Below are 24,800 nucleotides of genomic sequence, written 5' to 3'. Positions count from 1 at the left end.
CTCCCCACCTCCCTTCCTTCATCCCCTCTCCACAGTTCCGCCCGCTCCCGGGGCCGCGTCGGAGCCGACGGGTAGAGTTCCCCGGGTGACAGAGCCCACCGCGACAGCCCTCCCCGCCCCGCCGCTCGCCGACCCCGCGGCGGAGTACCGGAGCAGCGACGGGAGCGACGCAGCGAGCGGCCAGGCGAGCCGCGGGTCGGCCCAGGCGCAGGCGATCCTCGAGAAGGTCTTCGGCTACGCGCGCTTCCGCGGCGAGCAGCAGGCGATCGTCGAGCAGGTCATCGGAGGCGGTGACGCCGTCGTCCTGATGCCCACCGGCGGCGGCAAGTCGCTCTGCTACCAGATCCCCGCGATCGTCCGCCCCGGCACCGGCGTGGTCGTGTCTCCGCTCATCGCACTGATGCAGGACCAGGTCGACGCCCTCCGCGCGAACGGCGTCCGCGCCGAGTTCCTTAACTCCACGCAGGACGCGGGGGAGCGCAACCGCGTCGAGCGCGCCTACCTCGACGGCACACTCGACCTGCTCTACGTCGCCCCCGAGCGCTTGGGCAACGAGGGCACCAAGCAGTTCCTCGCCCGCGGCCGGATCGCCCTCTTCGCGATCGACGAGGCGCACTGCGTCAGCCAGTGGGGCCACGACTTCCGCCCCGACTACCTCGCTCTGGGCGAGCTCGCCGAGCGCTGGCCCGACGTCCCCCGCATCGCCCTCACCGCCACCGCCACCGAGGCGACCCACCGCGAGATCACCTCGCGCCTGCACCTCGGCGCCGCCCGACACTTCGTCTCGAGCTTCGACCGCCCCAACATCCAGTACCGGATCGTCACGAAGGTCGAGCCGCGCAAGCAGCTGATCGACTTCCTCCGCCGCGAGCATGCTCACGACGCGGGCATCGTCTACGCCCTCTCGCGCAAGAGCGTCGAGGCGACGGCGGAGGCGCTGCGCTCGGCGGGCTTCGACGCGGTCGCCTACCACGCGGGCCTCGACTCCCGGGTGCGCGCCGCCGCTCAGTCGCGGTTCCTCCGCGAGGAGGGCGTGATCGTCTGCGCCACCATCGCCTTCGGCATGGGGATCGACAAGCCGGATGTGCGGTTCGTCGCGCATATCGACCTGCCCAAGTCGGTCGAGGGCTACTACCAGGAGACGGGCCGAGCGGGCCGCGACGGCCTGCCCTCCACCGCGTGGCTCGCCTACGGCCTGCAAGACGTGGTGCAGCAGCGCCGCATGATCGACGAGTCGCCGGGAGATCTGGCGCATCGCCGGCGGATGTCCGCGCATCTCGATGCGATGCTCGCCCTCTCCGAGACGGTCCAGTGCCGCCGGGTGAACCTGCTCGCGTACTTCGGCCAGGAGAGCACCGCCTGCGGCAACTGCGACACCTGCCTCGAGCCGCCCGCCTCCTGGGACGGCACCGTCGCGGCCCAAAAGTTCCTTTCGACGGTCGTCCGGCTCAAGCGCGAGCGCAACCAGCAGTTCGGCGCCGGCCACATCATCGACGTCCTCCGCGGCAAGACCACGCCGCGCACCACGCAGCACAAGCACGACGCCCTCGCCACCTGGGGCATCGGCGCCGACCTGAGCGACACCCAGTGGCGCGGAGTCGCCCGCCAGCTCCTCGCGCAGAGCCTGCTCGGCGTGAACGACGATGGCTTCGGCACCCTCGTGATTACGCCCGCGTCCGCCTCCGTTCTCGGCGGCGAGCGAAAGGTCGAGCTGCGGCAGGAGCCCGAGAAGCCTGCGCGTTCCAGCGGGTCCACCCGCTCCGGCCGCTCCATCGTCGCCGAGCTCTCGGGCGAGGCCCAGCCCCTGTTCGAGCGGCTGCGGGAGTGGCGGGTCGCACAGGCGCGCGCGCAATCCGTCCCCGCCTACATCGTCTTTAACGACGCAACCCTCCGCGAGATCGCGACGGCCGAGCCGGCCTCGATGGACGAGCTCAGCATCATCGGCGGCGTCGGCCAAAAGAAGCTGCTCACCTACGGTGAGGCCGTGCTCGCCGTCGTCGCGGGCGAGACTCCCGAGATCGCCGTCCCCCAGGCCGGTGAGGAGGCTCCCGCTCCCCGCCGCGCTCCGGCCGGCCGTGGCGGTGCCTCACGCCCCGGAGCCGCGAAGCCCACGTTCGGCCGCGAGTCCGCCGGTCCGCCGGTGTCGGCCGCGCAGCCGCCGAAGGACGACTGGGTGCCACCGGACGAGCCCGACTGGGAGCCCGGCTGGGACAGCTACTGACCCGCGCGTTGCCCCCTACTGGCCCGCGGGTTGCCCCCCTGTTGGCCCGCGGACTGGCCCCAACTGGCCCGCGTTCTGACCGCTGGCCGGGCTCGGCCCTCGCCGCCGACTGTCGCCGCCAGCCCCGCGATGGAGACCGGCGGCTCGCCCCTGTCGAGAGGCTAGCGACGCAACGTCAGCTGAGACGCCCCCTCATCCACCATCGTCGATGAGAACCCCTCCCAGCTGACGTTGTGTCGGCCACACCCTCCAGCGGTGCCAGATCTCTCCGACGGCGACGCATCCCGGTCGGCGTCAGCCACGAGTAAGGAGGAGGTGGGGGATGAGGGCGCAGAGCAGCGAGGCGACGACGCCCCTCGGCGCCAGCCAGAACGCCGTCCTCTCCTCCGCCAGCCGGACCACGGACACCAGGACGGTCCCCAGTCCGCCCCGGTGAGGATGCCGTAGTAGGTGCTCAGACCGTCATAGCTCAGACCGTCAGAGGTGAACGGGCCCACGCTGGTGCCCGGGTAGTCGGCGCCGAAAGGGGTCAGGATCGACACGATGCGTGCTGCTCCTCCGCCGAACCGCGCAGGCCCACGCACTGTCCGCAGATCACTCAAGCGCGAGGAAGGAAGTCCAGCCGCACGTCACCGCGGCACAGACGACGGGGACCCACCACGCGGTCCGCCCTGCTGCGAGCCGAGCCGCCGAGACCGCGATCGCGGCGAAGAAGCCGAACGGTATCGAGAGCGCGAGGACGTACGGGGAGATGAGCGGCGTGGGCCGGCTGAGCCCGGCTGCGGGGCTGAGGGTCGTCAGCGTGGAGAACGTCGCCCAGGTGGTGACGAGAAAGGTCGCCAACAGGAGCCCGCGGGTCAGCCAGAAGTCCGTGCAGCTGGACCGAGGGGCGCTGTCGGAGTCGGTTCCGGAGCCGGGGCCGCGATGTCGGCGACGGGCAGCCACCACGCGGTCCTGCGTCGCGCGAGGAACCCGACCGCGATGACGGACGCCGCAGCGTACGACCCCCACGTCCCGACGACCGCGATGACGCAGACACCGTGCATGATCGCTGCGCCCGACGAACCTCCGGGCGCGGAGCGGGAGGCGGAGCTGAACAGGGCGAGCACGACGAGGACGGCTGTCGCGTAGGACGCGAGGGCGTTGAGGATGACAGTTGCTGCGAAATCGTAGGGTCGCGGCGGTCGTATCCATGTCGTCGCCCGGCGCGGCGCGATTGATGGGCTCGGTCGGCTCATGCGCTGAGGGTAGAGCGGGCGCGGGCGGGTCGATCACCGTGGCGCCTCCTGTCGGTGCTGCCCTCTCGTCGCCTGGCCGGTTCCGACAACGCGCCTGCGCCTGCGCCCGGCCCCGTTTGTGTCCCGGCGACGGAACGTTTCCGCCGCGCCGCCGTGCGACCTACCGTGCGAGGACCGCCTCCGCTGCCGCGCCCGTCGGCGCCCGATGCTCCGAGAGCGGCCAGATCCGAAGACGGTCGAAGGGACACGACGAACATGGTCAGCACCGCCCCCCACCCCCGCTCCGCCGCCGACGCCGCCGATCGGGCGGCGACAGGGCACACGCGGCCCCGGCGATCCCGCTCCGGCACGATCGCGCCGCCGCCGCCGGTCGACTCCTTGGGCTCCGAGGTCGACGCCCGCCTCGACGAGGACGGAGTCCCCGCCGTCGATGTTGCCGCTCTCGGCGAGATCCTGCTCGGCGCCTGGCGCGAGCAGCGCCTCGCCAGCCGGGCCCTCACGGCTCGCCCCGAGCTGCACCGTACCGACGGTCTCCCGATGACAGAGCACCGCCTGCGCGTCTCGGAGCAGATGCGGGTCCTCGCGGCCGAGGGCGGCGTGCACCGCGCCTTCCCGGTCGATCTCGGCGGCGAGGCGAACCACGGCGGCAACATCGCCGGCTTCGAGGAACTCGTCACCGCCGATCCCTCGCTCCAGATCAAGTCCGGCGTGCAGTGGGGCCTGTTCGGCGCCGCGGTGCTGCACCTGGGCACTCGCCAGCACCACGAGAAGTGGCTACCGGGCATCATGAGCCTCGAGATCCCCGGCGCCTTCGCGATGACCGAGACGGGGCACGGCTCCGACGTCGCCTCGATCGCCACGACCGCCACCTACGAGGGCGGCGAGTTCGTGCTGCGGACCCCGTTCCGCGCGGCCTGGAAGGACTACCTCGGCAACGCGGCGGTCGACGGACGCGCGGCGGTCGTCTTCGCACAGCTGGTTACGCGCGGCGTGAGCCACGGCGTCCACGCCTTCTTCGTCCCTATCCGCGACGCGCAGGGCGCTTTCCTGCCCGGAGTCGGCGGCGAGGACGACGGGCTGAAGGGCGGGCTGAACGGGATCGACAACGGCCGCCTGCACTTCGACGGCGTCCGCGTCCCGCGCGAGAACCTGCTCAACCGTTACGGCGACGTCGCCGCCGACGGCACCTACTCCTCGCCGATCGCGAGCCCTGGCCGCCGCTTCTTCACCATGCTCGGCACACTCGTGCAGGGCCGCGTCTCGCTCGACGGAGCCTCGGTCGCCGCCGCGAAGATCGCGCTCACCGTCGCCGTCACGTACGGCGACCAGCGCCGCCAGTTCACCGGCGGGGGAGAGCGGGAGGAGGTGCTGCTCGACTACCAGCGCCACCAGCGCCGACTCCTGCCGCGCCTGGCCACTACCTACGCCGCCGGATTCGCGCACGAGAAGCTGCTGCGGGCGTTCGACGAGGTCTTTTCGGGTGCACACGACACCGAGCAGTCGCGCCAGGACCTCGAGACCCTGGCCGCCGGCCTCAAGGCGCTCTCGACCTGGCACGCTCTCGACACGCTGCAGGAGGCGCGCGAGGCCTGCGGCGGCGCCGGCTTCCTCGCCGAGAACCGGCTCACCCAGCTCCGCGCCGACCTCGACGTCTACGCGACCTTCGAGGGCGACAACACTGTGCTGCTCCAGCTCGTCGCCAAGCGGCTGCTCACCGATGTTGGTCGCCGCTTTAAGGATGCGCAGCCGACGGAGCTGGCGCGCTACGCCGCCTCGCAGGTCGCGGAGGCCACGGTCGACAACTCCGGTCTGCGGCGCCTGGCCCAGGTCGTCTCCGACCGCGGATCGACGGCCCGCTCGGTCGGCCAGCTGCGGGAGGATCAGCGCGAGCTGCTCACCGGGCGGGTTGAGCGCATGGTCGCGGGGATCGCCACGCGGCTGCGTCCCGCATCGAAGCTGCCCGCGGATGAGGCCGCGCGTCTGTTCAACGCACACCAGAGCGAGCTGATCGAGGCGGCCCGCGCGCATGCCGAGCTGTTGCAGTGGGAGGCGTTCACGGAGGCACTCGCCGGCATTGAGGACGCAGGCACCCGCACCGTCCTCACCTGGCTTCGCGACCTGTTCGGGCTCGGCCTGATCGAGAATCACCTCGAGTGGTACCTGATCCACGGCCGCCTGTCCTCGCAGCGGGCGCTCGCGGTGACGTCCTACATCGACCGCCTGCTGGCGCGCATCCGCCCGCATTCTGCCGACCTGGTCGCCGCATTCGGCTACGGACCCGAGCATGTGCGTGCAGCCATCGCGACCGGCGCCGAGGCCGCGCGCCACGAGGAGGCGCACGCCTGGTACGAGGCCGCCCGCGCCGCCGGCACCCTCCCCACCCCCGAGAAGCGCCGCTAACCCCTCCCCGCGAGATGCCACTTACGCGCGCGACACGCCGGTCGAGGCTCACATAAGTGGCATCTCGCGGGCGGGGTCAGGACGGGAGGAAGGCCCGGGCCTGGTCGCGCTCGGCGCGCAGTTCGAGCACGGACTCGTCGATCCTCGCACGGGAATGGGCGTCGATCTCGAGGCCCTCGACGATCCGCCACTCGCCGTCGACGGAGCACACCGGGAACGAGGAGATCAGCCCCTCCTCCACGCCGTAGGACCCGTCGGACTCGACCGCGGCCGACGTCCACGAGGTGCCGTCGACCCAGTCGCGCATGTGGTCGATCGCGGCGGAGGCAGCGGACGCGGCGGACGACGCTCCCCGGACCTCGATGATCTCGGCGCCGCGCTTGGCGACCCGCGGCTCGAACTCCATGTGCAGCCACTCGGCGTCGACCAGCTCGGTGACTGGACGTCCGTCGAGCGTCGCGTGGGTCGCGTCGGGGTATTGCGAGGCGGAGTGGTTGCCCCAGATCGCGACGCCCTCGATCGCGTCCACCGGCGCGTTGAGTTTCGCTGCGAGCTGCGCCACGGCGCGGTTGTGGTCGAGGCGGGTCATCGCGGTGAAGCGGCCGGCGGGGATGTCCGGGGCACTCCTGCGCGCAATCCACGCGTTGGTGTTGGCCGGGTTGCCGACGACCAGCACGCGGATGTCGGAGGCGCCGTGCGCGTTCAGCGCGGCGCCCTGCGGTCCGAAGATGCCCGCGTTCGCGGCGAGCAGGTCGGCGCGCTCCATGCCGGCGCTGCGCGGACGCGCGCCGACGAGGAGGGCGACGTTCGCGCCGTCAAAGGCGGTGGCCGGATCGTCGGTCGCCTCGATGCCGCGGAGGAGGGGGAACGCACCGTCCTGTAGTTCGAGGGCCGTGCCCGCGGCGGCGCGGAGGCCGGACGGGATCTCGAGCAGGTTCAGCCGGACGGGCGTATCCGGTCCGAGGAGCTGGCCCGAGGCGATGCGGAAGAGGAGCGCGTAGCCGATGGCTCCGCCCGCTCCCGTGACCGTGACTGTGACCGGAGTGCGCTGCTGACTCATGGCGCCGAGCGTATTCCTGCCGCCTGCACGGCGGGGGAGAGCTTCCCCTCCGCAGCCGCCCCGTCGACCCGCGCAGCACGACCCGATTGCGCAGCAGCAGGTGCGGCTCCCGCACCGTCCCGCCGCCGATCAGCGTCATCAACGCTCGGGCCGCCGCGCGCGGTGCAGCGGCTGCCGGACGGTGGTCAGGGCCGGCACGATCCGGGACCCGCCCTGCACCTCGTCGTAGCTGACCACCGAGAGCTGCTCGGGCACGGCCATCCCGAGCGTCCGCGCCGCCTCGATCACCGCGATGGCCGAGGCGTCGTGGCGGCGAAGACCGCGCTGGTCCGCCTCCTGGAGCGTCACCGCCGGACTCACCCTGAAGACCGAGGCCGACGTCACCGTGCAGGCGACGAACCAGTCGGACGAGACGGTGTCGGTCACGATGGCGAGCGCCTCCGGCACGAAGACGGTCGTCGCCGCCTCCGCGACGATCGACGGGAAGGCCGTCTCGACACAGGTGAGCGCATCGCACGGCACGCGCGTTCCTGCGAGCCGGAGGGCGTCGCGGCCGCCGGCATCGTCTCCGAGGTACCGGCTGCTGTCTCGGTCGAGGTCGGCGTCGGGGACCACGGTCGGCAGGTGATCTGCATCGGTCTGCTTCGTCTGGAGGAACGCCGGTTCGTCTGGAGGAACGCCGGCGTCGGGATCGCGGGCGGAGTCGCCGTGGAAGCGGGTCGTGACGGGGACATGGTTCCTCCTGAAGGTCGTCGATGAGAACGCGCGACAGGAGACGGGTGACGCTGTCGGCCGGCGCCGCCTGCTCTCGACTCGCCGACGCCGCGGTCCTACAGTGGCTCCGACGGCGCTCGCGTCCTGCTGAGACGCCGACGGCGCCGTTGCCGAGCGGAGGGAAGAGGATGTCCGCACCCGCACCCGCACCCGCACCCGGGAACGCGGCGGACCTGCGCTCCTTCCACCAGATCCTCCTCAACACCGCCGTCGCGAACGTGACGACGAGCTTCCTCTGGTTCGCCCTCACCTTCTGGGTGTACCTCGAGACGCGGTCCGTGCTCGCGACGGGTGTGATCGGCGGCGCCTACATGCTGCTCGTCGCGATCTTCGCGATGGCCTTCGGCACGATCGTGGACCGGCACCGCAAGTACCGGGTGATGCTGTTCGCCGGCGCGGTCACGCTGGTCTCGTTCGGCGTCGCCGGTGGCTTGTATCTCGCCCTCCCCGAGGCCGCGCTGCTCGACTTCGGCGGCCCCTGGTTCTGGCTGTTCTCGGGCACGATCCTCTTCGGCGCCGTCATCGAGAACATGCGCAACATCGCCCTCTCCACGACCGTGACGCTGCTGGTCCCGGTCGAGCGGCACGCCCGCGCGAACGGCCTGGTCGGCACCGTCCAGGGCCTCGCGTTCGTGGTCACGAGCGTCTTCAGCGGTCTGTCCATCGGCCTGCTCGGGATGGGCTGGACGATGGCGATCGCGATCGGCGTGTCCGCCGCCGCCCTCGTGCACCTGGTGTTCCTGCGCATCCCGGAGGAGAAGCCCGCCTCGACCGGCGCGAAGGCGCCCCTGATCGACCTGCGCGGCAGCATCACCGCGGTGCGCGCGGCGACCGGCCTGTTCGCGCTGATCGTCTTCTCGACGTTCAACAACCTGATCGGCGGCGTCTACCTGGCGCTGATGGACCCGTACGGGCTCGAGCTGTTCCCGGTCGAGCTGTGGGGAGTCGTGCTCGGCGTGACCGCGACCGGATTCGTCATCGGCGGACTGCTGGTCGCGAAGTTCGGGCTCGGGCGGAACCCGATTCGCACGATGCTGCTGCTCGTCATGGCGATGGGCCTGATCGGTGCGGTCTTCACGCTCCGCGACTGGTGGTGGCTCTATGCGGGCGGCATCTGGATCTACATGACGCTGATCCCCGCCGTCGAGGCCGCCGAGCAGACGGTGATCCAGAAGGTCGTACCGTTCGAGACCCAGGGGCGCGTCTTCGGCTTCGCCGCGGCGTTCGAATCGGCCGCGGCCCCGGTGACCGCGTTCCTCATCGCGCCGATCGCCGAATTCGCGCTCATCCCCTACATGCAGTCGCCCGCCGGACGATCGGCGTTCGGTGGGCTGCTCGGTGACGGCGTTGGCCGGGGGATCGCGCTGGTGTTCCTCGTCGGGGGAGTGATCATGATCGTGGCGGCCGGGGCGGCGATGTTCACCCGGTCGTACCGCGTGATGTCGGCGCAGTACCTGCGGGAGGCATCGGCGGCCGGGGCGCCCGCGGGCGGGGACGTCGCTGACGCTCCCGAGGAGAGCACATCCGACCAGCACCGGTGAGCGCCGTCGGCCGCCGCGACATCCGCCGGGCGTCAGTCAGTGCCCGCGCGCGATCCACCCCTCGCGGTGCGGCGCCTCCGCTCCGATCGTCGTCGACTCGCCGTGGCCGGTCCGCACGACGGTCTCGGCGGGCAGCGTCAGCAGGCGCTCGGTGATCGACTCGATGATCGTCGGGAAGTCGCTGGAGGAGCGGCCGGTGGCTCCCGGTCCACCCTGGAAGAGCGTGTCGCCCGTGAAGACCGTGCCCAGCGCCTCGGCGACGAAGCAGACGGCGCCGGGCGTGTGGCCCGGGGTGTGCCGCACCTCGAGCTCGACGCCGGCGACCGTCAGCACCTGCCCGTCGACCAGGCCGCCGCTCGGCGCGGTGTCGGGGTGCACGGCGTCCCAGAGCATCCGGTCACCCTCGTGCAGGAGCACCGGGGCACCGGTCGAGGCCCGCACGCCCTCGACCGCGTTGACGTGGTCGTCATGCCCGTGGGTCAGCAGCACGGCGAGGAGGCGGCGCTCGCCGACGGCCGCGACGATGGCCTCCGCGTCATGCGCCGCGTCGATGACCACGCACTCGGAGTCGTCGCCGACGATCCACACGTTGTTGTCGACGTCCCAGGTGCCGCCGTCGAGGCTGAAGGTGCCGCTGGTGACCAGCCGGTCGATCCGCGCCGCCATCAGAGCACCACCACCGAGCGCAGCACGTCGCCGCTGGCCATCGTGGTGAAGGCCTGCTCGATGTCCTCGATCCCGATCCGTTCGCTCACGAACTCGTCCAGCGGCAGGCGACCCTGAAGGTAGAGGCCGGTCAGCATCGGGAAGTCGCGCTCGGGCAGGCAGTCGCCGTACCAGCTCGACTTCAGCGAGCCGCCGCGGCTGAAGACGTCGAGGAGGGGGATCTCGAGCATCATCTCCGGGGTCGGCACCCCGACGAGCACCACGGTCCCGGCGAGGTCGCGGGCATAGAACGCCTGGCGCCAGGTCTCGGGGCGGCCCACGGCGTCGATCACGACATCCGCTCCACACCCGTTCGTGAGAGCCTGCACCGCCGAGACGACGCCCGCCTCGTCGAGGCCGCTCGAGTCGATCACGTCGGTGGCGCCGAGCCTCTGGGCAGCGTCCAGCTTCTTCGGGTCGCGGTCGATCGCGATGACCGTGCCGGCGCCCGCGAGGGCTGCACCGACGACGGCCGCGATGCCGACCCCTCCGCAGCCGATGACCGCGACGGAGTCGCCGCGCCCGACGTTCCCCGTGTTCATCGCGGCGCCCAGGCCCGCCATGACACCGCAGCCGAGCAGGCCCACCGCGGCGGGGTCCGCCTCCGGGTCGACCTTCGTGCACTGCTTGGCGTGCACCAGAGTCTTCTCGGCGAAGGCGCCGATCCCGAGCGCGGGGGTGAGCTCGGTGCCGTCCTCGAGGGTCATCCGCTGGGTCGCGTTGTGGGTGTCGAAGCAGTACCAGGGTTCGCCGCGGGTGCAGGCCCGGCACTCGCCGCAGACCGCGCGCCAGTTGAGGACCACGACGTCGCCGACCGCGACGTGGCTGACTCCCTCGCCAATCGCGCTGACCCGTCCGGCCGCCTCGTGCCCGAGCAGGAACGGGAAGTCGTCGCTGATCCCGCCCTCCCGGTAGTGGAAGTCGGTGTGGCAGACCCCGCAGGTCTCGATGTCGACCACCGCCTCGCCCGGGCCCGGATCGGGGACGACGATGTCGACGAACTCCACGGGAGCGCCCTTCGACCGGGCGATGACGCCGCGCACAGTGGTGGGCATGGGGGCTCCTTCGACAGGGGGCGTGCAGGTCCGATCCACAGTAACGACCGCCCGATCCAGATGCGCGGGGTGGACGGTGCTCTCGTGTTCCGGGCTCGGGTCTACCCTGATCAGATGCGCGCGGACGACGCCTCCGGAATGGAGGACTGGCCCACCGGCCGGTTGCTCTCCACCGCCTCCCGGATGGTCGAACACGCTTGGCACGGCGTCCTCGCCGAGATCGGCCTCACCCACGCGGGCCTGATCGTGCTGCACCTGGTGCAGGCCGGTCCCGTCGCGCAGAAGGAACTCGCTGCCGCGGCGCACGTCGAGGTGCAGACCATGTCGCGCACGATCGAGCGGCTCGAGCGCGAGGGCCACGTCTCGCGCACGACGGATCCCTCCGACCGCCGCCGGCAGCTCGTCGCACTCACCGACGCCGGCAGTGAGGCGTGGCGCCGGGCGCACCGCCTCGAGGTCGACATGTTCCCCGGCGCCCTCGAGCACGGCCCCCTGCGCGAGGCGCTGCTCGAGATCATCCGCTCGGCCAGCGAATCCCGCTGGGGCTGATCGCAACCGCCGCTGCGAACGGCCTCAACTCGCTGATGCGCACCCTCGGCACCACGCTCTCCTCGGCCGTGACCGCTGGCGTGCTCGCGCAGCTGACGGTTCCGGTCGGCGGCGTGCAGCTGCCGAGCCCGCAGGGCTTCGAGACCACGTTCGTGATCGGGACGATCGGAGCGGCGGTCGCCGTCGCGCTCGGTTTGCTCTGACTGTCCCGCACAACGTCGGCTGAGAGCCCTTGTCATCCACCATCGTGGATGAGCCCCACTCTCAGCTGACGTTGTGTCGCCAGCTACTCGTCATCGAGCAGCATCCGCTCGATCTGCAGCTCGCGCAGCCGGGTCGAGGTCTGCAGGTGCTCGCGCGCGGTGAGCACCAGGCGGCACAGCAACGTCAACAGCACGATCGTCAGTATCGCGGCCGCCGTCACGACCACCGCGTACAGTGCGGTCAGGACGCCCCAGGTCTGGATCATCTTTCAACGTTACGGAGCCACAGCCGCTCTCGCGTCCCCCTCATGGCGGAGAGATCAGCCCGCGAACGCCCCGCGGTACGCCCGCGCCGGATGCGTCGCCGGCAGCTCGTCCGTGCCGAACAGCTTGCGGCGCAGCGTCCCTTCGGCGTACTCCGTCTGGGCGAGGCCGCGATCGCGCAGTACCGGCATCACCCGGTCGACGAACTCCTCGTAGCTGCCCGGCAGGATCCAGTTCACGACGTTGATCCCCTCGATCCCCGCGTCGCGCCAGCCGGCCAGGTGCTCGGCGATCTGCTCAGGAGTGCCGACCACGCGGCCGCGGAGCTTCGCCGAGAGTCGCGCCAGGTCGCGCACCGTCGGCTCGCGGTCCGGCGAGGCGTCGCGGATCCATTGCAGGTGGCTTTGCCCGGCGTAGGTCTCGATCGCCGAGAGTGGCAGGTCGGGGTCGAGTTTCTCGCCGGTCGCAGGGTTGAAGCCGAGGTTCGAGTGCACCAGGAACGCGTCGGAGGAGAGGTACTCGTCGATCTCGCGCTCGGCCCGCAGCGCCTCCTCCTCCGTGTCGCCCGTGATAAAGGAGAGGCCCAGGTAGAAGGAGGGAGCGCCCCGCTCGCGCCCGGCCGCCACGGCCAGGGAGCGCGTGTCCTCGATCAGCTCGCGGGTCTTCTCCGGTGACCCCGAGAAGACGAACTGCGCCTCGGCGTTGCGTGCGGCGAATCGTCGACCCGCGGGGGAGGACCCGGCCTGGAAGAGTACGGGCGTGCGCTGCGGAGACGGAGCAGAGAGGTGCGGCCCCTGCACGCGGTAGCGCTTCCCGACGTGGTCGATGCGGTGGATGCGCGCCGGATCAGCGAAGGCCCCGTTCTTGTCGCGCAGCAGAGCGCCGTCGTCCCAGGACCCCTCCCACAGTTTGTAGACCACGTCGAGGTATTCCTGCGCCCAGGCGTAGCGTTCGTCGTGCTCCTCAAGGCGGTCGTAGCCGAAGTTGCGGGCCGCGCCGTCCAGTGCGCTGGTGACGATATTCCAGCCGATCCGCCCCTTCGAGAGGTGGTCGAGCGTCGAGACCTTGCGGGCGAAGTCGAACGGATGTGCTTGCAGCACCGAACTCGTGAAGGCGAAGCCGAGGTGCTCCGTGCTCACCGCCAGGGCCGAGAGCAGCACCGATGGATCGTTGCTGGGCAGCTGTAGACCCTCGCGGGCGTTGATGTCCCAGTCGCCGTCGGCCGGACCGTAGAGCCCGGCGACGTCCGCGAAGAACATCGCGTCGAACCGGCCGCGTTCCAGCGTCCGGGCGAGGTCGATCCAGAGCTGCACGTCGTCGAATTCGTGCTGCTTAGCGTCGGGGTGGCGCCAGAGCCCGTGCTGGATGTGGGACGCGGTGTTCATGACGAACGCGCAGAAGCGCAGGGGGAGGGGCTCGGTGATCACGCTCCCAGGCTAGGCCGGGCGCTTCCCATCGGGTCCGAATGTGTCCGCGCGTAGGGTGTCCGACTGTGGAAGCCTGCAGCCCCGACCCCGCGACCGCCGTCCCTGCGCTGCCGGACGCCGTCGCCGAGGAGCTGGACGCCACGACCGTCGCCGAGATCCGCGCCCTGCGCGACGACTTCGCGCGATTCATGCTGCAGTACAAGTTCGGGATGGACGAGATCGTCACCAAGGTGTCGATCCTGCAGGAGGAGTTCCGCGAGCTGCAGGAGTACAACCCGATCGAGCACGTCAAGAGTCGCTTGAAGTCGGCCGACAGCCTGATCGAGAAGATCGAGCGCAAGGGCTGCGAGACGAGCTTCGAGGGCATCGCCGGTGCGATCACGGACATCGCGGGCGTCCGAATCACCTGCAGCTTCGTCTCCGACGTCTACCGCGTGTTCGACCTGCTCACCTCGCAGTCCGATGTGACGGTGCTCGACGTGAAGGACTACATCGCCGAGCCCAAGGAGAACGGCTATAAGAGCCTGCACGCGATCGTCGAGGTGCCGGTGTTTCTCTCGGGCGGATCGGTGGACGTCTGCGTCGAGGTGCAGTTCCGCACGATCGCGATGGACTTTTGGGCGAGCCTGGAGCACAAGATCTACTACAAGTACGACCGGCAGGTACCGCAGGAGCTGCTCGACGGTCTCGCCAGCGCGGCGCGCACGGCCGCCACGCTGGACGCCGACATGGAGCGTCTGCACCGCCAGGTCCGTGGCGAACTGCCGGGGGCGCGCACCTACGACGTGTGAGGGGGGCGCGACCTAGGGAGTGAGCAGCGCCAGCAGCAGCACCGCGGAGCCGTTCAGTGTCGCGTGCGAGACGATCGCTGCTCCGAGCCGACCGGTGAGCGTCGCGATCCAGCCGTGCGCGAGCCCGGCCGTCACCGTCGTCACTCCGAGCGTCACGATCGTCGCCAGGTTCACCATCTGGTGCCCGTGCAGCAGCGCGAAGATCGCGGTCGACGCGAGGATGCTGAACACCATCGCCCAGGCCCGGCGCCCCCAGCTGGGCAGTGCAGCCTCGGCGCGGCCGCGCAGCATCCGGTTGCGCACAGCCCGCATCACGACACCGCGGCAGAGGACCTCCTCGACCACGGGCGCGACCACGACCGGGATCAGGACCGAGCTCAGCACGAACCACACCGGGTCCGGGTCGATGTCGAGGTTCCCCTCCGCCTCCTGGAGGAAGGGAGCGAAGGCGGCGAGTACCACCAGGATCACGAAGCGCACGGCGACGCCGAGTCCGATTCCGAGTGGCACGTCGATCCAACGAAAGCGCAGCCCGAAGTCGGCCGCCATCGTGCCGAGTCCGCGCAGCCGCGAGGCCGCGAAGGGGACGATCAGCGCGACCAGGTAGCTCGTGAGCGCGCCCGCGAAGGCGAGTCCGGGGGAATAGGGGAGCACGCCGAACCCGAACAGCAGGATGAGGACGGTCAGCGGCAGGACGATCCCCATGATCGTGAGTACGGCGGTCGGCAGGCCCCAGCGCACCCGCGGATCGGGGAGGTAGAGGAGGGAGGAGTAGGGCGCCCCGATGGACGGGCGCGGCTCGGCGGGTGGCATCCCGGCGACGGGCTGGCCGGTGCTCGGCGGCGAGACGAACGGGCCCCCCGTTGGTGGCGCAAACCGTAGGGCGTCCGGCGCGGATGACGGCGCCGGCGGCGCGGAGTCGGGCGCGAGTGTCGCGGGATCGGGCGGCGGAAAAGCGGCGGGTTCCATGACCGGGCCAGCCTACGCAGGTCGCCTGGACGCACTCCGGCGCACGCCCGGTCGTGCTGCGGTTGAGAAGAGGTCCCGTCCGGCAACCGGAGCCCACTCTCGGAGAAGGGCGATCATCCCGCGAAGGCCTCCGGGTACGAAGAGACCCCGCTCTGGAGAAGCTTGGCGGGGTGAGGCGAAAATGTCCCCTTCGGTGGAGGACTACTCACAGTCTCCCGAGGTTGCGGGCTGCTCGCACGTAGGCGTCGAGACCGGCCCGATAGCCCACGGCGACGGCGTGAACGGTGGTGGGGCGAATATCGCTCGGCAGGAGTCGGTAGACGAGACGGAACCGTGGCCGTGGTTCGCGCGGGTCACGATCGAAGTAGACCTTCCGGCAATCGCTGAGATCCGCGGTGCCGTCTCGCTCCTCAAGGAGAAGACCCGAGAACTCTCCCCGCGCGAGATCTGCGAGCAAACCGAACACTCGAACGGCGAGAGGATCCGAGTGGGCGACCTGTCCTCCTTCCCTCTTGACCAGGAGGGCGAGGTCGTCACCGAATCCGGGCTCGACGGCGTCGAGTGCGAACCTCACAGGGCGTCGACATCGACACCGAAACGGGCGGCGACGTCAGAGAGCGGCACGCTTTCCCTAGCGCGTCGCTCGCGGACGATCGCGGCGATCTCCTCATCGTCGACCCGCGAGAGCAGCTGGCTAACGAGCGCGTAGGGGACGACCGCGGCTTCGGCCTTGCGGTGGGATCCGAAGATGAGGATCTCGGGCTCCGCACCACTGCGGTACGTATCGAGAGCATGAGCAAGCTGGTCTCGGGCTTCGCGGAACGACAGAACGGGAGCGGGGAAGGTCATGCACCGACTGTACCAATGCGCGCGCACATGCGCGCGCGTTCGTGGCCCTGGCGACGAAGGAGCGGCGGCGGCTCCGCGCGCGGGGGCGCCGACACGCGGGCGACACCCGGGTACGAAGAAACCCCCGCCATGTAGAAGCTAGGCGAGGGTTCCCGTGGCTCCGACGGGCGTCGATCCCGTGACCTCACGATTTTCAGTCGTGCGCTCTACCAACTGAGCTACAGAGCCATTGCGGCGAGACGCCGCCGGAGAGTGATCTCCTGAAAAAGGCCCTTCCTCTCGGAAGGGCCCCTTTGCGACCCTGACGGGACTTGAACCCGCGACCTCCGCCGTGACAGGGCGGCACGCTAACCAACTGCGCTACAGGGCCTCGTTGCGAAGACAAGCATAGTGCCTTCGAGGCTGTTCGATTTTCACGCCCCGACCCTCTCGACTCGGTGCACTTGCCCGGTGGTGCTGCTGTTACCGGTAGTTCTGGTCGTATCGTCCCACCCGTGACCCCAACGGGATTCGAACCCGTGCTGCCGCCGTGAAAGGGCGGTGTCCTAGGCCACTAAACGATGGGGCCGGGAGTTCGCGGGGCGACCCTGCGGCCGACCCCCATCACTACCGACACGCAAGCATAGGGGGAGGTGGCCCCGGATGCAAAATCCATGCATCCTCGAGTTGCGTGCACCCCATCCGGGGTTGACCCGGGTCTAGGAGATCGGGCAGGGCCACGGTTAGGGTGGGGCGGAATTGATCTTCCTCTCTTCTCGCGCGCCGGAGCCGCACCGCCGTGAACCGTGAACAGAGATCCCCCTACCCCGAGGTCCCATGCCCTACTCCCTGCGCCGTCCGCGTTCCGCCCGCTCTGAGGGTGCCCCGCAACTCGGGCGACTCCGTGGTGCGGCACTGGCCTCTGCGGTGCTCGCGCTTGTCGCCGGCCTCCTCGTCGCCACTCCCGCCCAGGCGGTCGACTACCCGACCTGGGCCGACGTCGAGGCGGCGAGGGGCGATACGGCCGCGGCGGCCGTCCAGGTCGAGCGGATCACGTCGCTGATCGGCGACCTCCAGAACGAGGTGGCCGCCGCCCAGCAGCTCGCGCAGCAGCGCGGCAACGAGCACTTCGCAGCGCAGCAGGCGTTCGACGAGGCCTCGGACGAGTCGACGAAGCTCGAAGACAGGGCCGCCACCAGTGCGGGCGAGGCGGACAAGGCCTCGCAGCAGGCCGGCCTCCTCGCCGCGCAGCTCTACCGCAGCACCGGCACCGACCTCTCCGTCAACATCTTCCTCGACCAGAAGGCGGGCCAGGCGGACCAGTTGCTGGCGAAGATCGGCAACATGACCAAGCTGGTCGAGCGCTCCTCCGCGATCTACGAGCAGGCCAGCACGGCCCGCAACACCGCCTCCTCCCTCGCCGCTCAGGCCGAGGTCGCGAAGGCGGAGCGGGAGCGGCTGCGCATCGCCGCCGAGCAGAAGCTTGCCGAGGCGACCGCGGCGCAGGAGGCGTCCGAGGCGGCGCTGGCCGAGCAGCAGCGGCAGAGCGTGGTGCTCGAGCAGCAGCTCGCCGCGCTCCGAGACACCGAGTCCAAGACGGTCGCCGACTACGAGGCCGGCGTCGCCGCTCGTGAGGCGGAGCGCCAGCGCGTGCTCGCGGAGGAGGCTGCGGCCCGCGAGGCCGCGGCCCAGGCCGAGCGCGAGCTGGCGGCCGCCGCGCGGGCGTCGAGCGGCGGCGGCTACAGTGCCTCCTCGGGCGCGAGTTCCTCCAGCGCGGTCAGCGACTCCGGCTGGGTCCGCCCCGCCAGCGGACGCATCAGCGGCACCTTCGGCGCGCGCGACAGCATCTCGACCGGCGGAGGGTCCTCGGGCTCGTTCCACCGCGGCACTGACATCGCGGGCGGGTGCGGCGTCCCGATCTTCGCGGCGCACAGCGGCACCGTCACCTATGCCGGGCCCAACGGGACCTACGGCAACTGGGTGCTGATCGAGCACGGGAGCGGCATCAGCACCGGCTACGCGCACATCATGCCCGGTGGGATCTACGTGGGCGTCGGCGATCAGGTCCAGGCGGGCCAGCAGATCGCCTCCGTCGGAACGACCGGCGCCTCCACCGGCTGCCACCTGCACTTCGAGACCCGCGTCAACGGCTCCGCCGTCGACGCCCAACCGTTCATGGCCCAACGAGGAGTCACCCTTGGCTGACGCACAGACGACCGCCCGCACCTTCACTCCCGCGCCTCGGGAGCGCGCCTGGAAGGGCCGCCTCCCGCTCGCGATCTCCGCCGCCTTCGCGGTCACGGCGGTCACCGCGTCTCTCGGCATCACCCCGGCCCTCGCCGCGGATGCGAAGTATCCCTCGTGGGACGACGTGCAGAACGCCAAGAAGAACGAGGCCAGCAAGCAGGCCGAGATTGACTCGATCGTCGGCCTCATCGCGAACCTCCAGTCTGTGGTCGAGGAGAAGTCGATTACGGCGATGAAGAAGGCCGAGGCCTGGCGCCAGGCCAAGGAGGCCCTCGATGCCGCGGCGACGGCCGTCTCCGACCTTGAGGACAAGGCGACTCTCGCCTCCGCCAAGGCGCAGACCTCGAAGATGCGCGCCGGCCTGCTCGCCGCGCACCTCTCCCGCGCTGCCGGCGGTGACCTCTCCGCGAGCCTCGTCGCCAAGGGCAAGGACGCGGGTGACCTGCTCTACCAGCTCGGCGCGATGTCGCAGCTCTCGGGGCAGTCGCAGAAGGTCTACGCCGACGCCCTAGCGGACAAGCAGAATGCGGAGTTGTTGGGCCAGCAGGCCGATCGGGCCGTCGCCGAGCACCAGCGCCTCTCGGGCGAGGCCGACGCGGCCCGCAAGGACGCCGACGCCGCCGCCGAGTCCGCCCGCGCCTCGCTCGCGGCTCAGGAGGAAAAGTCGCAGGAGCTGGTCGCTCAGCTCGCGCTGCTCAAGGACTCCACGGTCGAGGCCGAGACCCAGTACCTCGCGGGCGAGCAGAAGCGCCAGGCGGAGGAGGCCGCGGCCGCGGCTCAGGCCGCTGCAGAGGCTCAGGCTGCCGCAGAAGCTCAGGCTGCTGCGGAGGCTCAGGCTGCCGCAGAAGCTCAGGCTGCTGCGGAGGCTCAGGCTGCTGCAGAGGCTCAGGCCGCCGCCCGCTCCGCGCAGCAGGCTGCCGCTCCTGCCCAGCCTCGCCCGGCCGCGGAGCTCCCGCAGCCCGCCGCTCCGCAGCCCGCCCAGCCGCAGCCCGCCCCCGCTCCGGCTCAGCCGGCCGCGCAGCCCGCGGCTCCGCAGCCCGCACAGCCGCTCCCGCAGCCGGTGGCCGCTCCGGTCCTGGTGCCGCAGGGCAACGCCGTCGAGAACGCGATCTCGTACGCGATGGCGCAGCTCGGCGAGGAGTACGTCCTCGGCGGCATGGGCCCGGACCAGTGGGACTGCTCGGGCCTGACCAAGGCGTCGTACGCCTCCTCGGGCATCTACATCGGCACCCACTCGGCGACGAATCAGTACAACACGATGGCGAGTGTCGGCAAGCTTGTCCCCTACAGCCAGCGTCAGCGCGGCGACCTGATCTTCTGGGGCGGTGGCGGGGATTACTACCATGTGGCCATCTACCTCGGGAATAACCAGATCATCGAGGCCGCCGACTACGGCAAGCCCGTGCGGATCTGGAACACCTGGGGCACCCCCGCGGGCATGGTTGGCCGCCCGGCCGCCTGAGCCGCTCCCCGCAACGAGAGAACCCCCTCCTGTCCAGTCGACGGGAGGGGGTTCTGTCGTTGAGCGAAAGGTCAGTGGCCCTCTTCGGCCAGCTTCTTGATGCCATCCTGGACGATCTGCTCCGCCTCGGCGGCGTCGCCCCACGCGTCGACCTTCACCCACTTGGCGGGCTCCAGGTCCTTGTAGCGCTCGAAGAAGTGCTTGATCTCGTTCTTGGTCTGCTCCGGGACGTCGCCGATGTCCTGGATGTGCTGCCAGCGCGGGTCCTTCGCGGGGACCACGATCACCTTCGCGTCGGAGCCGGCCTCGTCGCTCATGTTCAGCACTCCGACCGGGCGGACCGAAACGCCCACGCCGGGGAAGACGGGGTACTCGAGCAGCACCAGCGCGTCGACGGGGTCGCCGTCGAGGCCGAGGGTGTTCTCGAAGTAGCCGTAGTCCGTCGGGTAGACGAAGGAGGTGAAGAGCACGCGGTCGAGGTAGACGCGACCGGTCTCGTGGTCGACCTCGTACTTGTTGCGGCTCCCCTTGGGGATCTCGACGACGACGTCGTATGCGGCCATGCTCTCTCCTTGAGTCGGTGGCGCCGTGAGCGGCGCGTCGGCAGACGGATCGGCCTCCGGGACGTGCGCGCTGGTGTGCGCACGGGAGGGGCGGATCGCTGGCATTACGTTACTTGATGTGCCCGATCGCCCCCGCCTGACCCCCGTTGTCGCCGACCTGCGGCGGGCGGTCCGCGCGAGCCTGGGCGGGCTCGGCCCCGAAGCGCTGGTGCTGGTCGCGCTGAGCGGGGGAGCGGATTCGCTCGCGCTGGCGGCAGCGGTCGCCTTCGAGGCGCCGCGCGGCGGTCGGCGGGCAGGCGCGGTGATCGTCGATCACGGGCTGCAGGAGGGGTCGGCCGACGTCGCGCGGCAGGCGGCGGAGCAGGCGCACGGGCTGGGGCTTTCGCCGGTGCTGCACGAGGTGGTGTCGGTGTCGGCCGAGGGCGGTCCGGAGGCGGCGGCCCGCACCGCGCGCTACCGCGCCTTCGACGACGCGCTGACCGCGACCGGCGCCGCCGCGATCCTCCTGGGCCACACCCTCGACGACCAGGCTGAGACCGTGCTGCTGGGCCTGGCTCGCGGTGCCGGTGCCGCCTCGTTGCACGGGATGGCGCCGGTCAGCGGACCGCTGCGGCGACCGCTCCTGGGCCTGCGCCGCGAGCAGACCCGCCGCGCCTGCGCCGACCAGGGGCTGACCCCGTGGGACGACCCGCACAACGATGACCCCCGCTACTCGCGTGTACGGGTGCGGAGCCGGGTGTTGCCGGTGCTCGAGGACGAACTCGGGCCGGGGGTGGCGCAGGCTCTGGCGCGCACGGCCGAGCAGCTGCGGGAGGACGGCGACGCGCTGGACGCGCTCGCCCTGGACTGGGCGCTCGAGCTGGTCGGGCAGGACGAAGCGGGGCACGTCACGGTCGACGCCCGCGGGCTGGCGGCCGATCCGCCGGCGCTGCGGCAGCGCATCATCCGCCTCGTGGTGGCCAACGAGTTCGGAGTCGCTCTCTCGCGCGCGCAGACCTTGGCCGTCGCCGCCCTGGTCACCGACTGGCACGGCCAGAAGGGCGTCGACCTCCCCGGCGTCCTCGCCACCCGCTCCGGCCCCACCCTCGTCTTCGCCCCCGCGCCGCACCCCTCCTGATCCCTCTCCGCGAGATGCCACTTGTGCGCGCGACACGCCGACGAAAGCGGACGTAAGTGGCATCTCGCGGGGTGAGACGGGGGTGAGGCGGGGGCGGGGGTGGGCACCCGTAGAGTGGCGGGGTGGAAGCAGCCGACATCGCCGGTGACATCGCCGAGGTCCTCTACACCGAGGCCGAGATTCACGAGCGGATCCGCGCCCTGGCCCGCGCGATCGAGCGCGACTATGCGGGCGAGAATGTACTCATCGTCGGGGTACTCCGCGGCGCCGTGATGGTGATGGCCGATCTGGCTCGCGAACTCAAGCTCGACGTCGTGATGGACTGGATGGCCGTCTCGTCCTACGGCAGCGGCACCAAGTCCTCCGGCGTGGTGCGGATTGTAAAGGACCTCGACTCCGACATCACGAATCGCAAGGTGCTGATCGTCGAGGACATCATCGACTCCGGCCTCACGCTCTCGTGGCTGCAGGGCAACCTCCGCAGCCGCGGCGCGGAGTCGGTCGAGATCTGCGCGCTGTTCCGCAAGCCCGAGGCCGCCAAGGTCAAGGTCGAGGTGGCCTACGTGGGCTTCGACATCCCGAACGTGTTCGTGATCGGGTACGGCCTTGACTACGCCGAGCGCTACCGCAACCTGCGCGATGTTGCCGTCCTCGCCCCGCACGTCTACGCGTAGCGCCGCCGACACCGCGCAGGAGAGCCTCGAGCGGCTCTTCGCGGTGCCGCTACTGGGGTACCACATGAGCTATCCGACCTCGCTGCGCGCGGACCTCGAGTTCAACTACTGGTGGTTGGCGCACGCGATCGACGCGGCCGTCGACGCCTTCCAGCGGACCGGGGACAAGAAGCACCTCGAGCGCGCCCGGCGGATCTACCGCGCGATCCGCCTGCGCAACGGCGGGCGCTTGGTCAACGGCTACTTCGACGACATGATGTGGCTCGGCTGTGCCCTGGCTCGCCTGGGGGAGGCCTCGGGGGAGGCGCGCTTTCTTGACCGCGCCGATCGCCTCTGGCGCTTCGCGGTCGAGAAGGGCTGGAATCTCCGCCACGGCGCCAGTCTCGCCTGGCGTCGCCGCCAGCTCGACTACAAGAACGCTCCCGCGAACGGCCCGTTCGTGATCCTCGGCGCCCACCTGGAGCGGCTGCGCCCGGACGGCCGCGAGGAACTCGTGCGCGCCGCCTTCGACTGGATCCACATGCGCCTGCGCGATGACGACACCGGTTTCGTCGCTGACGGCATCGGGCGCGAGGGCGGCTCCGCCCGCGACGACTGGGCCTTCAGCTACAACCACGCGGTCTACGTTGGCGCCGCGCTCGCCCTGCACCGCCTCTGGCCCGATCCCCGCCTGCTCGTGCACGCCTCCCGCACCGCCGAGGACCTGCTCGACCGGCTCGCGTCCGACGGTGTCTTCGTCGAGCAGGGCACGGGTGACGGCGCCCTGTTCGGCGGTATCGCCTACCGGCACCTCGTCGACCTCGCGACGACGAGCGGAGTCGCGCCAGCCGTCGCCGCGCGGGTGAGCGACTTCGTTTCGGGCAGCGTCGCTACGCTCCAGCGCTCCAGCCTGCGCGGCGGAGTGCTACTGGCCGGGCCGCGGTGGGACGCGCCTCCCTCGCTGCCCGCCACTCTCTCCGCCCAGATCGCGGCCGTGCTCGCCGTGGAAGCGTCAGCGAGACTCGACCGCTCGCCGCTGCCGTCAGACTGACGGAGTGAAGGCAGCTCACAAGCGCACCCCGGCCGTTGTGATCAATCCGAGCAAGGTCGACGACGTCGGCGCCGCGGAGGATCTGGTGGCGTCGATCGCGCGCCGCAACGGTTGGAACGAGCCGCTCTGGTTCGAGACCAGCCCCGACGACTCCGGAGTCGGCGCGGCTCGAGCCGCTCTGGAGGCCGGCGCGGAGCTGGTCTGCTCGATGGGCGGCGACGGCACCGTGAGCGCGGTGGCCACCGTGCTCCGTGGGACGAGCGTGCCCTACGGCCTGCTGCCCAGTGGAACGGGCAATCTGCTCGCACGCAACCTCGGGATCCCGCTCGGCTCGCTGCCCGAGGCGGTCGAGATCGCGCTGCTGGGACAGGACCGCGCCATCGACGTCGGTACGGCGACCTTCGACGACGGCGAGGAGCGGGTGTTCATGGTGATGGGCGGGGTGGGCCTGGACGCCGAGATCATGGACAAGACGGACGCGGAGCTGAAGAAGCGGGTGGGCTGGGGCGCCTACTTCGCGGCGGGGGCGCCGGCGATGTTCAAGGCCGGCTTCGACGTGACGCTCACGATCGACGGTGCTCGCGAGCCTACTCAACGCTGCTACATGGTGCTCGCCTGCAATTGCAGCTCGGTGGTGGCGAACATCGAGCTGGCGGCCGGTGCCGTGCTCGATGACGGCGACCTGGAGCTGGTGCTGCTGCGGCGCCGCTTCGGCCTCGCGCTGGATGTGGCGACGGGGAATCGCAACAGGCTCGCGTCGCTGCGGCAGTGGCCGGGTCGCGAGTTCTCGTTCGAGCTGGGCCAGCCGGTGCTCGCCGAGCTGGACGGCGATCCGATCGGTCGCACTCGCTCCGGCCGTTTCGGCGTGGATCCCGGTGCTCTGCTGGTGCGCCTGCCGGTGCCGACACCGAGGAGCCCGGGGCTCACTCCGCGCGACTCCATGATCGTGGACACATCGGCGATCACGACGCTGCTGCCGCCGGAGTCCGCCTCCTGACGCTTGCGCGCAGTTATTTACGGTTGTAAGTTATCTGACGACCGTCAATAATCGACTGCGCAGAATGGAGCACCCGTGACCGACCCGCGGCCCACCCGCTCCCGCGAGCTGCTGGTTACCGCGATCACGACCGCCCTGGACCGCCCCGGCGACGGCCAGCCCTCGATCACCGAACTCTGCGCCGCGGCCGGGGTCAGCCGGCCCACGTTCTACCAGCACTTTGGCGACGTCCCGTCGCTGATCGAGGTCGCCGCGGTCGAGCGCATGCACACGCTGTTCGGCGATGTCGCGACCGGCGTCGCCCCCGCCGACTGGGAGGAGGCGGTCCCGCGCATCGTCCGCGCGCTGCTGGAGGGCCTGCTGGTGCACGCCGACTTCTACCGCCGGGTGCTGAGCGGAGGCACGGCCCGCGCCGTGCAGGAGTCGGTCGTCGCGTTCCTCGCCCAACGGCTCCTCGCCTTTTCACCCCTCGCCGAACGCGCACCGGGCGGAGGCGACCACGCGCGCGTCGAGCACTTCGCCGTTCTCCTCGCCGCCGGCACCATCTGGCTGGTCGTCGGCTGGCTCCTGGACGGCGACGCCCGCCGCTCGGCCGCGCGAGCCTCCGCGGACATCGCTGAGCTCCTCGTCACCGGAGTCGCCTCGCAGCGGCTCGCCGCCCTGCACTCCACGAAGTAAAAGGATC

At 70.8% G+C, this 24,800-nt stretch carries 24 protein-coding genes and 3 tRNA genes; 14 read left to right on the top strand and 13 right to left on the bottom strand.

Features of this window, described 5'->3' with window-relative positions; translation table 11 throughout:
- Nucleotides 1–85: 85 nt before the first annotated feature.
- A complete protein-coding gene (gene recQ, locus C1O28_RS11645) occupies nt 86–2,221 on the top strand; it encodes a DNA helicase RecQ (protein WP_243392088.1) in 2,136 nt (711 codons plus the stop codon).
- A gap of 594 nt (nt 2,222–2,815) precedes the next feature.
- Here the strand turns inward: recQ and C1O28_RS11640 are convergent.
- Both C1O28_RS11640 and C1O28_RS11635 read right to left on the bottom strand, forming a co-directional pair.
- Entirely contained in the window at nt 2,816–3,064 is a 249-nt protein-coding gene (locus C1O28_RS11640; RefSeq protein WP_127821511.1) for a hypothetical protein, read from the bottom strand.
- A 14-nt stretch (nt 3,065–3,078) separates the two neighbouring features.
- Complete coding sequence (locus tag C1O28_RS11635) at nt 3,079–3,459, bottom strand: hypothetical protein (protein ID WP_127821510.1); 381 nt, start codon at nt 3,457–3,459, stop codon at nt 3,079–3,081.
- Between the two features lie 255 nt (nt 3,460–3,714).
- On the opposite strand from C1O28_RS11635, the gene C1O28_RS11630 reads away from it, so the two are divergent.
- Nucleotides 3,715–5,859 (top strand): acyl-CoA dehydrogenase family protein, encoded by a 2,145-nt coding sequence (locus C1O28_RS11630; protein ID WP_097167388.1) that lies wholly within the window; start codon nt 3,715–3,717, stop codon nt 5,857–5,859.
- Nucleotides 5,860–5,935: 76 nt separating this feature from the next.
- Here C1O28_RS11630 and C1O28_RS11625 read toward each other — a convergent pair whose 3' ends face one another.
- Together C1O28_RS11625 and C1O28_RS11620 are read right to left on the bottom strand one after the other, a co-directional pair.
- A complete protein-coding gene (locus tag C1O28_RS11625; protein WP_097167389.1) occupies nt 5,936–6,919 on the bottom strand; it encodes a malate dehydrogenase in 984 nt (327 codons plus the stop codon).
- 138 nt (nt 6,920–7,057) lie between these two features.
- Nucleotides 7,058–7,534: a substrate-binding domain-containing protein gene (locus tag C1O28_RS11620; protein ID WP_202129641.1), complete on the bottom strand. Its 477-nt coding sequence runs from the start codon at nt 7,532–7,534 to the stop codon at nt 7,058–7,060.
- Between the two features lie 287 nt (nt 7,535–7,821).
- On the opposite strand from C1O28_RS11620, the gene C1O28_RS11615 reads away from it, so the two are divergent.
- On the top strand, nt 7,822–9,234 hold the full coding sequence (locus C1O28_RS11615; protein ID WP_097167390.1) for an MFS transporter: 1,413 nt from the start codon (nt 7,822–7,824) through the stop codon (nt 9,232–9,234).
- 36 nt (nt 9,235–9,270) lie between these two features.
- Here C1O28_RS11615 and C1O28_RS11610 read toward each other — a convergent pair whose 3' ends face one another.
- Both C1O28_RS11610 and C1O28_RS11605 read right to left on the bottom strand, forming a co-directional pair.
- Nucleotides 9,271–9,900, bottom strand: coding sequence for an MBL fold metallo-hydrolase (locus C1O28_RS11610; protein ID WP_097167391.1), 630 nt, complete (start codon nt 9,898–9,900; stop codon nt 9,271–9,273).
- Nucleotides 9,900–10,994: an S-(hydroxymethyl)mycothiol dehydrogenase gene (locus C1O28_RS11605; protein WP_097167392.1), complete on the bottom strand. Its 1,095-nt coding sequence runs from the start codon at nt 10,992–10,994 to the stop codon at nt 9,900–9,902. Before C1O28_RS11605 ends, C1O28_RS11610 begins: the two co-directional genes overlap by 1 nt.
- Before the next feature lie 114 nt (nt 10,995–11,108).
- Between C1O28_RS11605 and C1O28_RS11600 the strand changes: the two genes are divergently transcribed.
- Both C1O28_RS11600 and C1O28_RS15195 read left to right on the top strand, forming a co-directional pair.
- Nucleotides 11,109–11,543, top strand: a complete 435-nt coding sequence (locus tag C1O28_RS11600; RefSeq protein WP_097167478.1) for a MarR family winged helix-turn-helix transcriptional regulator — start codon at nt 11,109–11,111, stop codon at nt 11,541–11,543.
- Between the two features lie 35 nt (nt 11,544–11,578).
- On the top strand, nt 11,579–11,746 hold the full coding sequence (locus tag C1O28_RS15195; protein ID WP_145260583.1) for an MFS transporter: 168 nt from the start codon (nt 11,579–11,581) through the stop codon (nt 11,744–11,746).
- A gap of 83 nt (nt 11,747–11,829) precedes the next feature.
- Here the strand turns inward: C1O28_RS15195 and C1O28_RS11595 are convergent, their stop codons facing one another.
- Both C1O28_RS11595 and C1O28_RS11590 read right to left on the bottom strand, forming a co-directional pair.
- Nucleotides 11,830–12,012 (bottom strand): hypothetical protein, encoded by a 183-nt coding sequence (locus C1O28_RS11595; protein ID WP_097167393.1) that lies wholly within the window; start codon nt 12,010–12,012, stop codon nt 11,830–11,832.
- Between the two features lie 54 nt (nt 12,013–12,066).
- A complete protein-coding gene (locus tag C1O28_RS11590) occupies nt 12,067–13,395 on the bottom strand; it encodes an LLM class flavin-dependent oxidoreductase (RefSeq protein ID WP_097167479.1) in 1,329 nt (442 codons plus the stop codon).
- 230 nt (nt 13,396–13,625) lie between these two features.
- On the opposite strand from C1O28_RS11590, the gene C1O28_RS11585 reads away from it, so the two are divergent.
- Nucleotides 13,626–14,228, top strand: coding sequence for a GTP pyrophosphokinase (locus tag C1O28_RS11585; protein ID WP_237398236.1), 603 nt, complete (start codon nt 13,626–13,628; stop codon nt 14,226–14,228).
- Nucleotides 14,229–14,240: 12 nt separating this feature from the next.
- On the opposite strand, the gene C1O28_RS11580 is transcribed toward C1O28_RS11585, so the two are convergent.
- A complete protein-coding gene (locus C1O28_RS11580) occupies nt 14,241–15,041 on the bottom strand; it encodes a CPBP family glutamic-type intramembrane protease (protein WP_160487572.1) in 801 nt (266 codons plus the stop codon).
- A gap of 349 nt (nt 15,042–15,390) precedes the next feature.
- Here C1O28_RS11580 and C1O28_RS15420 point away from each other — a divergent pair, with 349 nt between their 5' ends.
- Nucleotides 15,391–15,906: an Mce/MlaD family protein gene (locus tag C1O28_RS15420; protein ID WP_181024704.1), complete on the top strand. Its 516-nt coding sequence runs from the start codon at nt 15,391–15,393 to the stop codon at nt 15,904–15,906.
- Nucleotides 15,907–16,201: 295 nt separating this feature from the next.
- Here C1O28_RS15420 and C1O28_RS11565 read toward each other — a convergent pair.
- The 3 genes from C1O28_RS11565 to C1O28_RS11555 form a co-directional block, all read right to left on the bottom strand.
- Nucleotides 16,202–16,274 (bottom strand) — tRNA-Phe (locus tag C1O28_RS11565).
- Nucleotides 16,275–16,342: 68 nt separating this feature from the next.
- A tRNA-Asp gene (locus tag C1O28_RS11560) sits at nt 16,343–16,416 on the bottom strand.
- Nucleotides 16,417–16,541: 125 nt separating this feature from the next.
- Nucleotides 16,542–16,614: transfer RNA gene (locus C1O28_RS11555), tRNA-Glu, on the bottom strand.
- Nucleotides 16,615–16,862: 248 nt separating this feature from the next.
- Here C1O28_RS11555 and C1O28_RS11550 point away from each other — a divergent pair.
- Nucleotides 16,863–18,230, top strand: a complete 1,368-nt coding sequence (locus C1O28_RS11550) for a peptidoglycan DD-metalloendopeptidase family protein (RefSeq protein WP_097167397.1) — start codon at nt 16,863–16,865, stop codon at nt 18,228–18,230.
- The gene (locus C1O28_RS11545) at nt 18,223–19,734 is read left to right on the top strand and encodes a C40 family peptidase (protein ID WP_097167398.1); all 1,512 of its coding nucleotides are present in this window, start codon (nt 18,223–18,225) and stop codon (nt 19,732–19,734) included. The genes C1O28_RS11550 and C1O28_RS11545 overlap by 8 nt, the downstream gene beginning before the upstream one ends.
- A gap of 71 nt (nt 19,735–19,805) precedes the next feature.
- Here C1O28_RS11545 and C1O28_RS11540 read toward each other — a convergent pair whose 3' ends face one another.
- Nucleotides 19,806–20,297, bottom strand: a complete 492-nt coding sequence (locus C1O28_RS11540) for an inorganic diphosphatase (RefSeq protein ID WP_097167399.1) — start codon at nt 20,295–20,297, stop codon at nt 19,806–19,808.
- Nucleotides 20,298–20,415: 118 nt separating this feature from the next.
- Here C1O28_RS11540 and tilS point away from each other — a divergent pair, with 118 nt between their 5' ends.
- From tilS to C1O28_RS11515, 5 genes are all read left to right on the top strand, one after another.
- Entirely contained in the window at nt 20,416–21,414 is a 999-nt protein-coding gene (gene tilS, locus C1O28_RS11535; protein ID WP_097167400.1) for a tRNA lysidine(34) synthetase TilS, read from the top strand.
- Between the two features lie 122 nt (nt 21,415–21,536).
- Nucleotides 21,537–22,088, top strand: coding sequence for a hypoxanthine phosphoribosyltransferase (hpt, locus tag C1O28_RS11530; RefSeq protein WP_097167401.1), 552 nt, complete (start codon nt 21,537–21,539; stop codon nt 22,086–22,088).
- The gene (locus C1O28_RS11525; RefSeq protein ID WP_133115542.1) at nt 22,021–23,118 is read left to right on the top strand and encodes a glycoside hydrolase family 76 protein; all 1,098 of its coding nucleotides are present in this window, start codon (nt 22,021–22,023) and stop codon (nt 23,116–23,118) included. Before hpt ends, C1O28_RS11525 begins: the two co-directional genes overlap by 68 nt.
- Nucleotides 23,119–23,122: 4 nt before the next feature.
- On the top strand, nt 23,123–24,115 hold the full coding sequence (locus C1O28_RS11520; RefSeq protein WP_097167403.1) for a diacylglycerol/lipid kinase family protein: 993 nt from the start codon (nt 23,123–23,125) through the stop codon (nt 24,113–24,115).
- 75 nt (nt 24,116–24,190) lie between these two features.
- Complete coding sequence (locus tag C1O28_RS11515; RefSeq protein WP_097167404.1) at nt 24,191–24,793, top strand: TetR/AcrR family transcriptional regulator; 603 nt, start codon at nt 24,191–24,193, stop codon at nt 24,791–24,793.
- Nucleotides 24,794–24,800 lie beyond the last annotated feature (7 nt).

This window comes from Rathayibacter rathayi, from assembly GCF_004011095.1.
In the GTDB taxonomy this organism is placed as follows: Bacteria; Actinomycetota; Actinomycetes; order Actinomycetales; family Microbacteriaceae; genus Rathayibacter; species Rathayibacter rathayi.
This window is presented reverse-complemented; position numbering and strand designations above follow the sequence as displayed.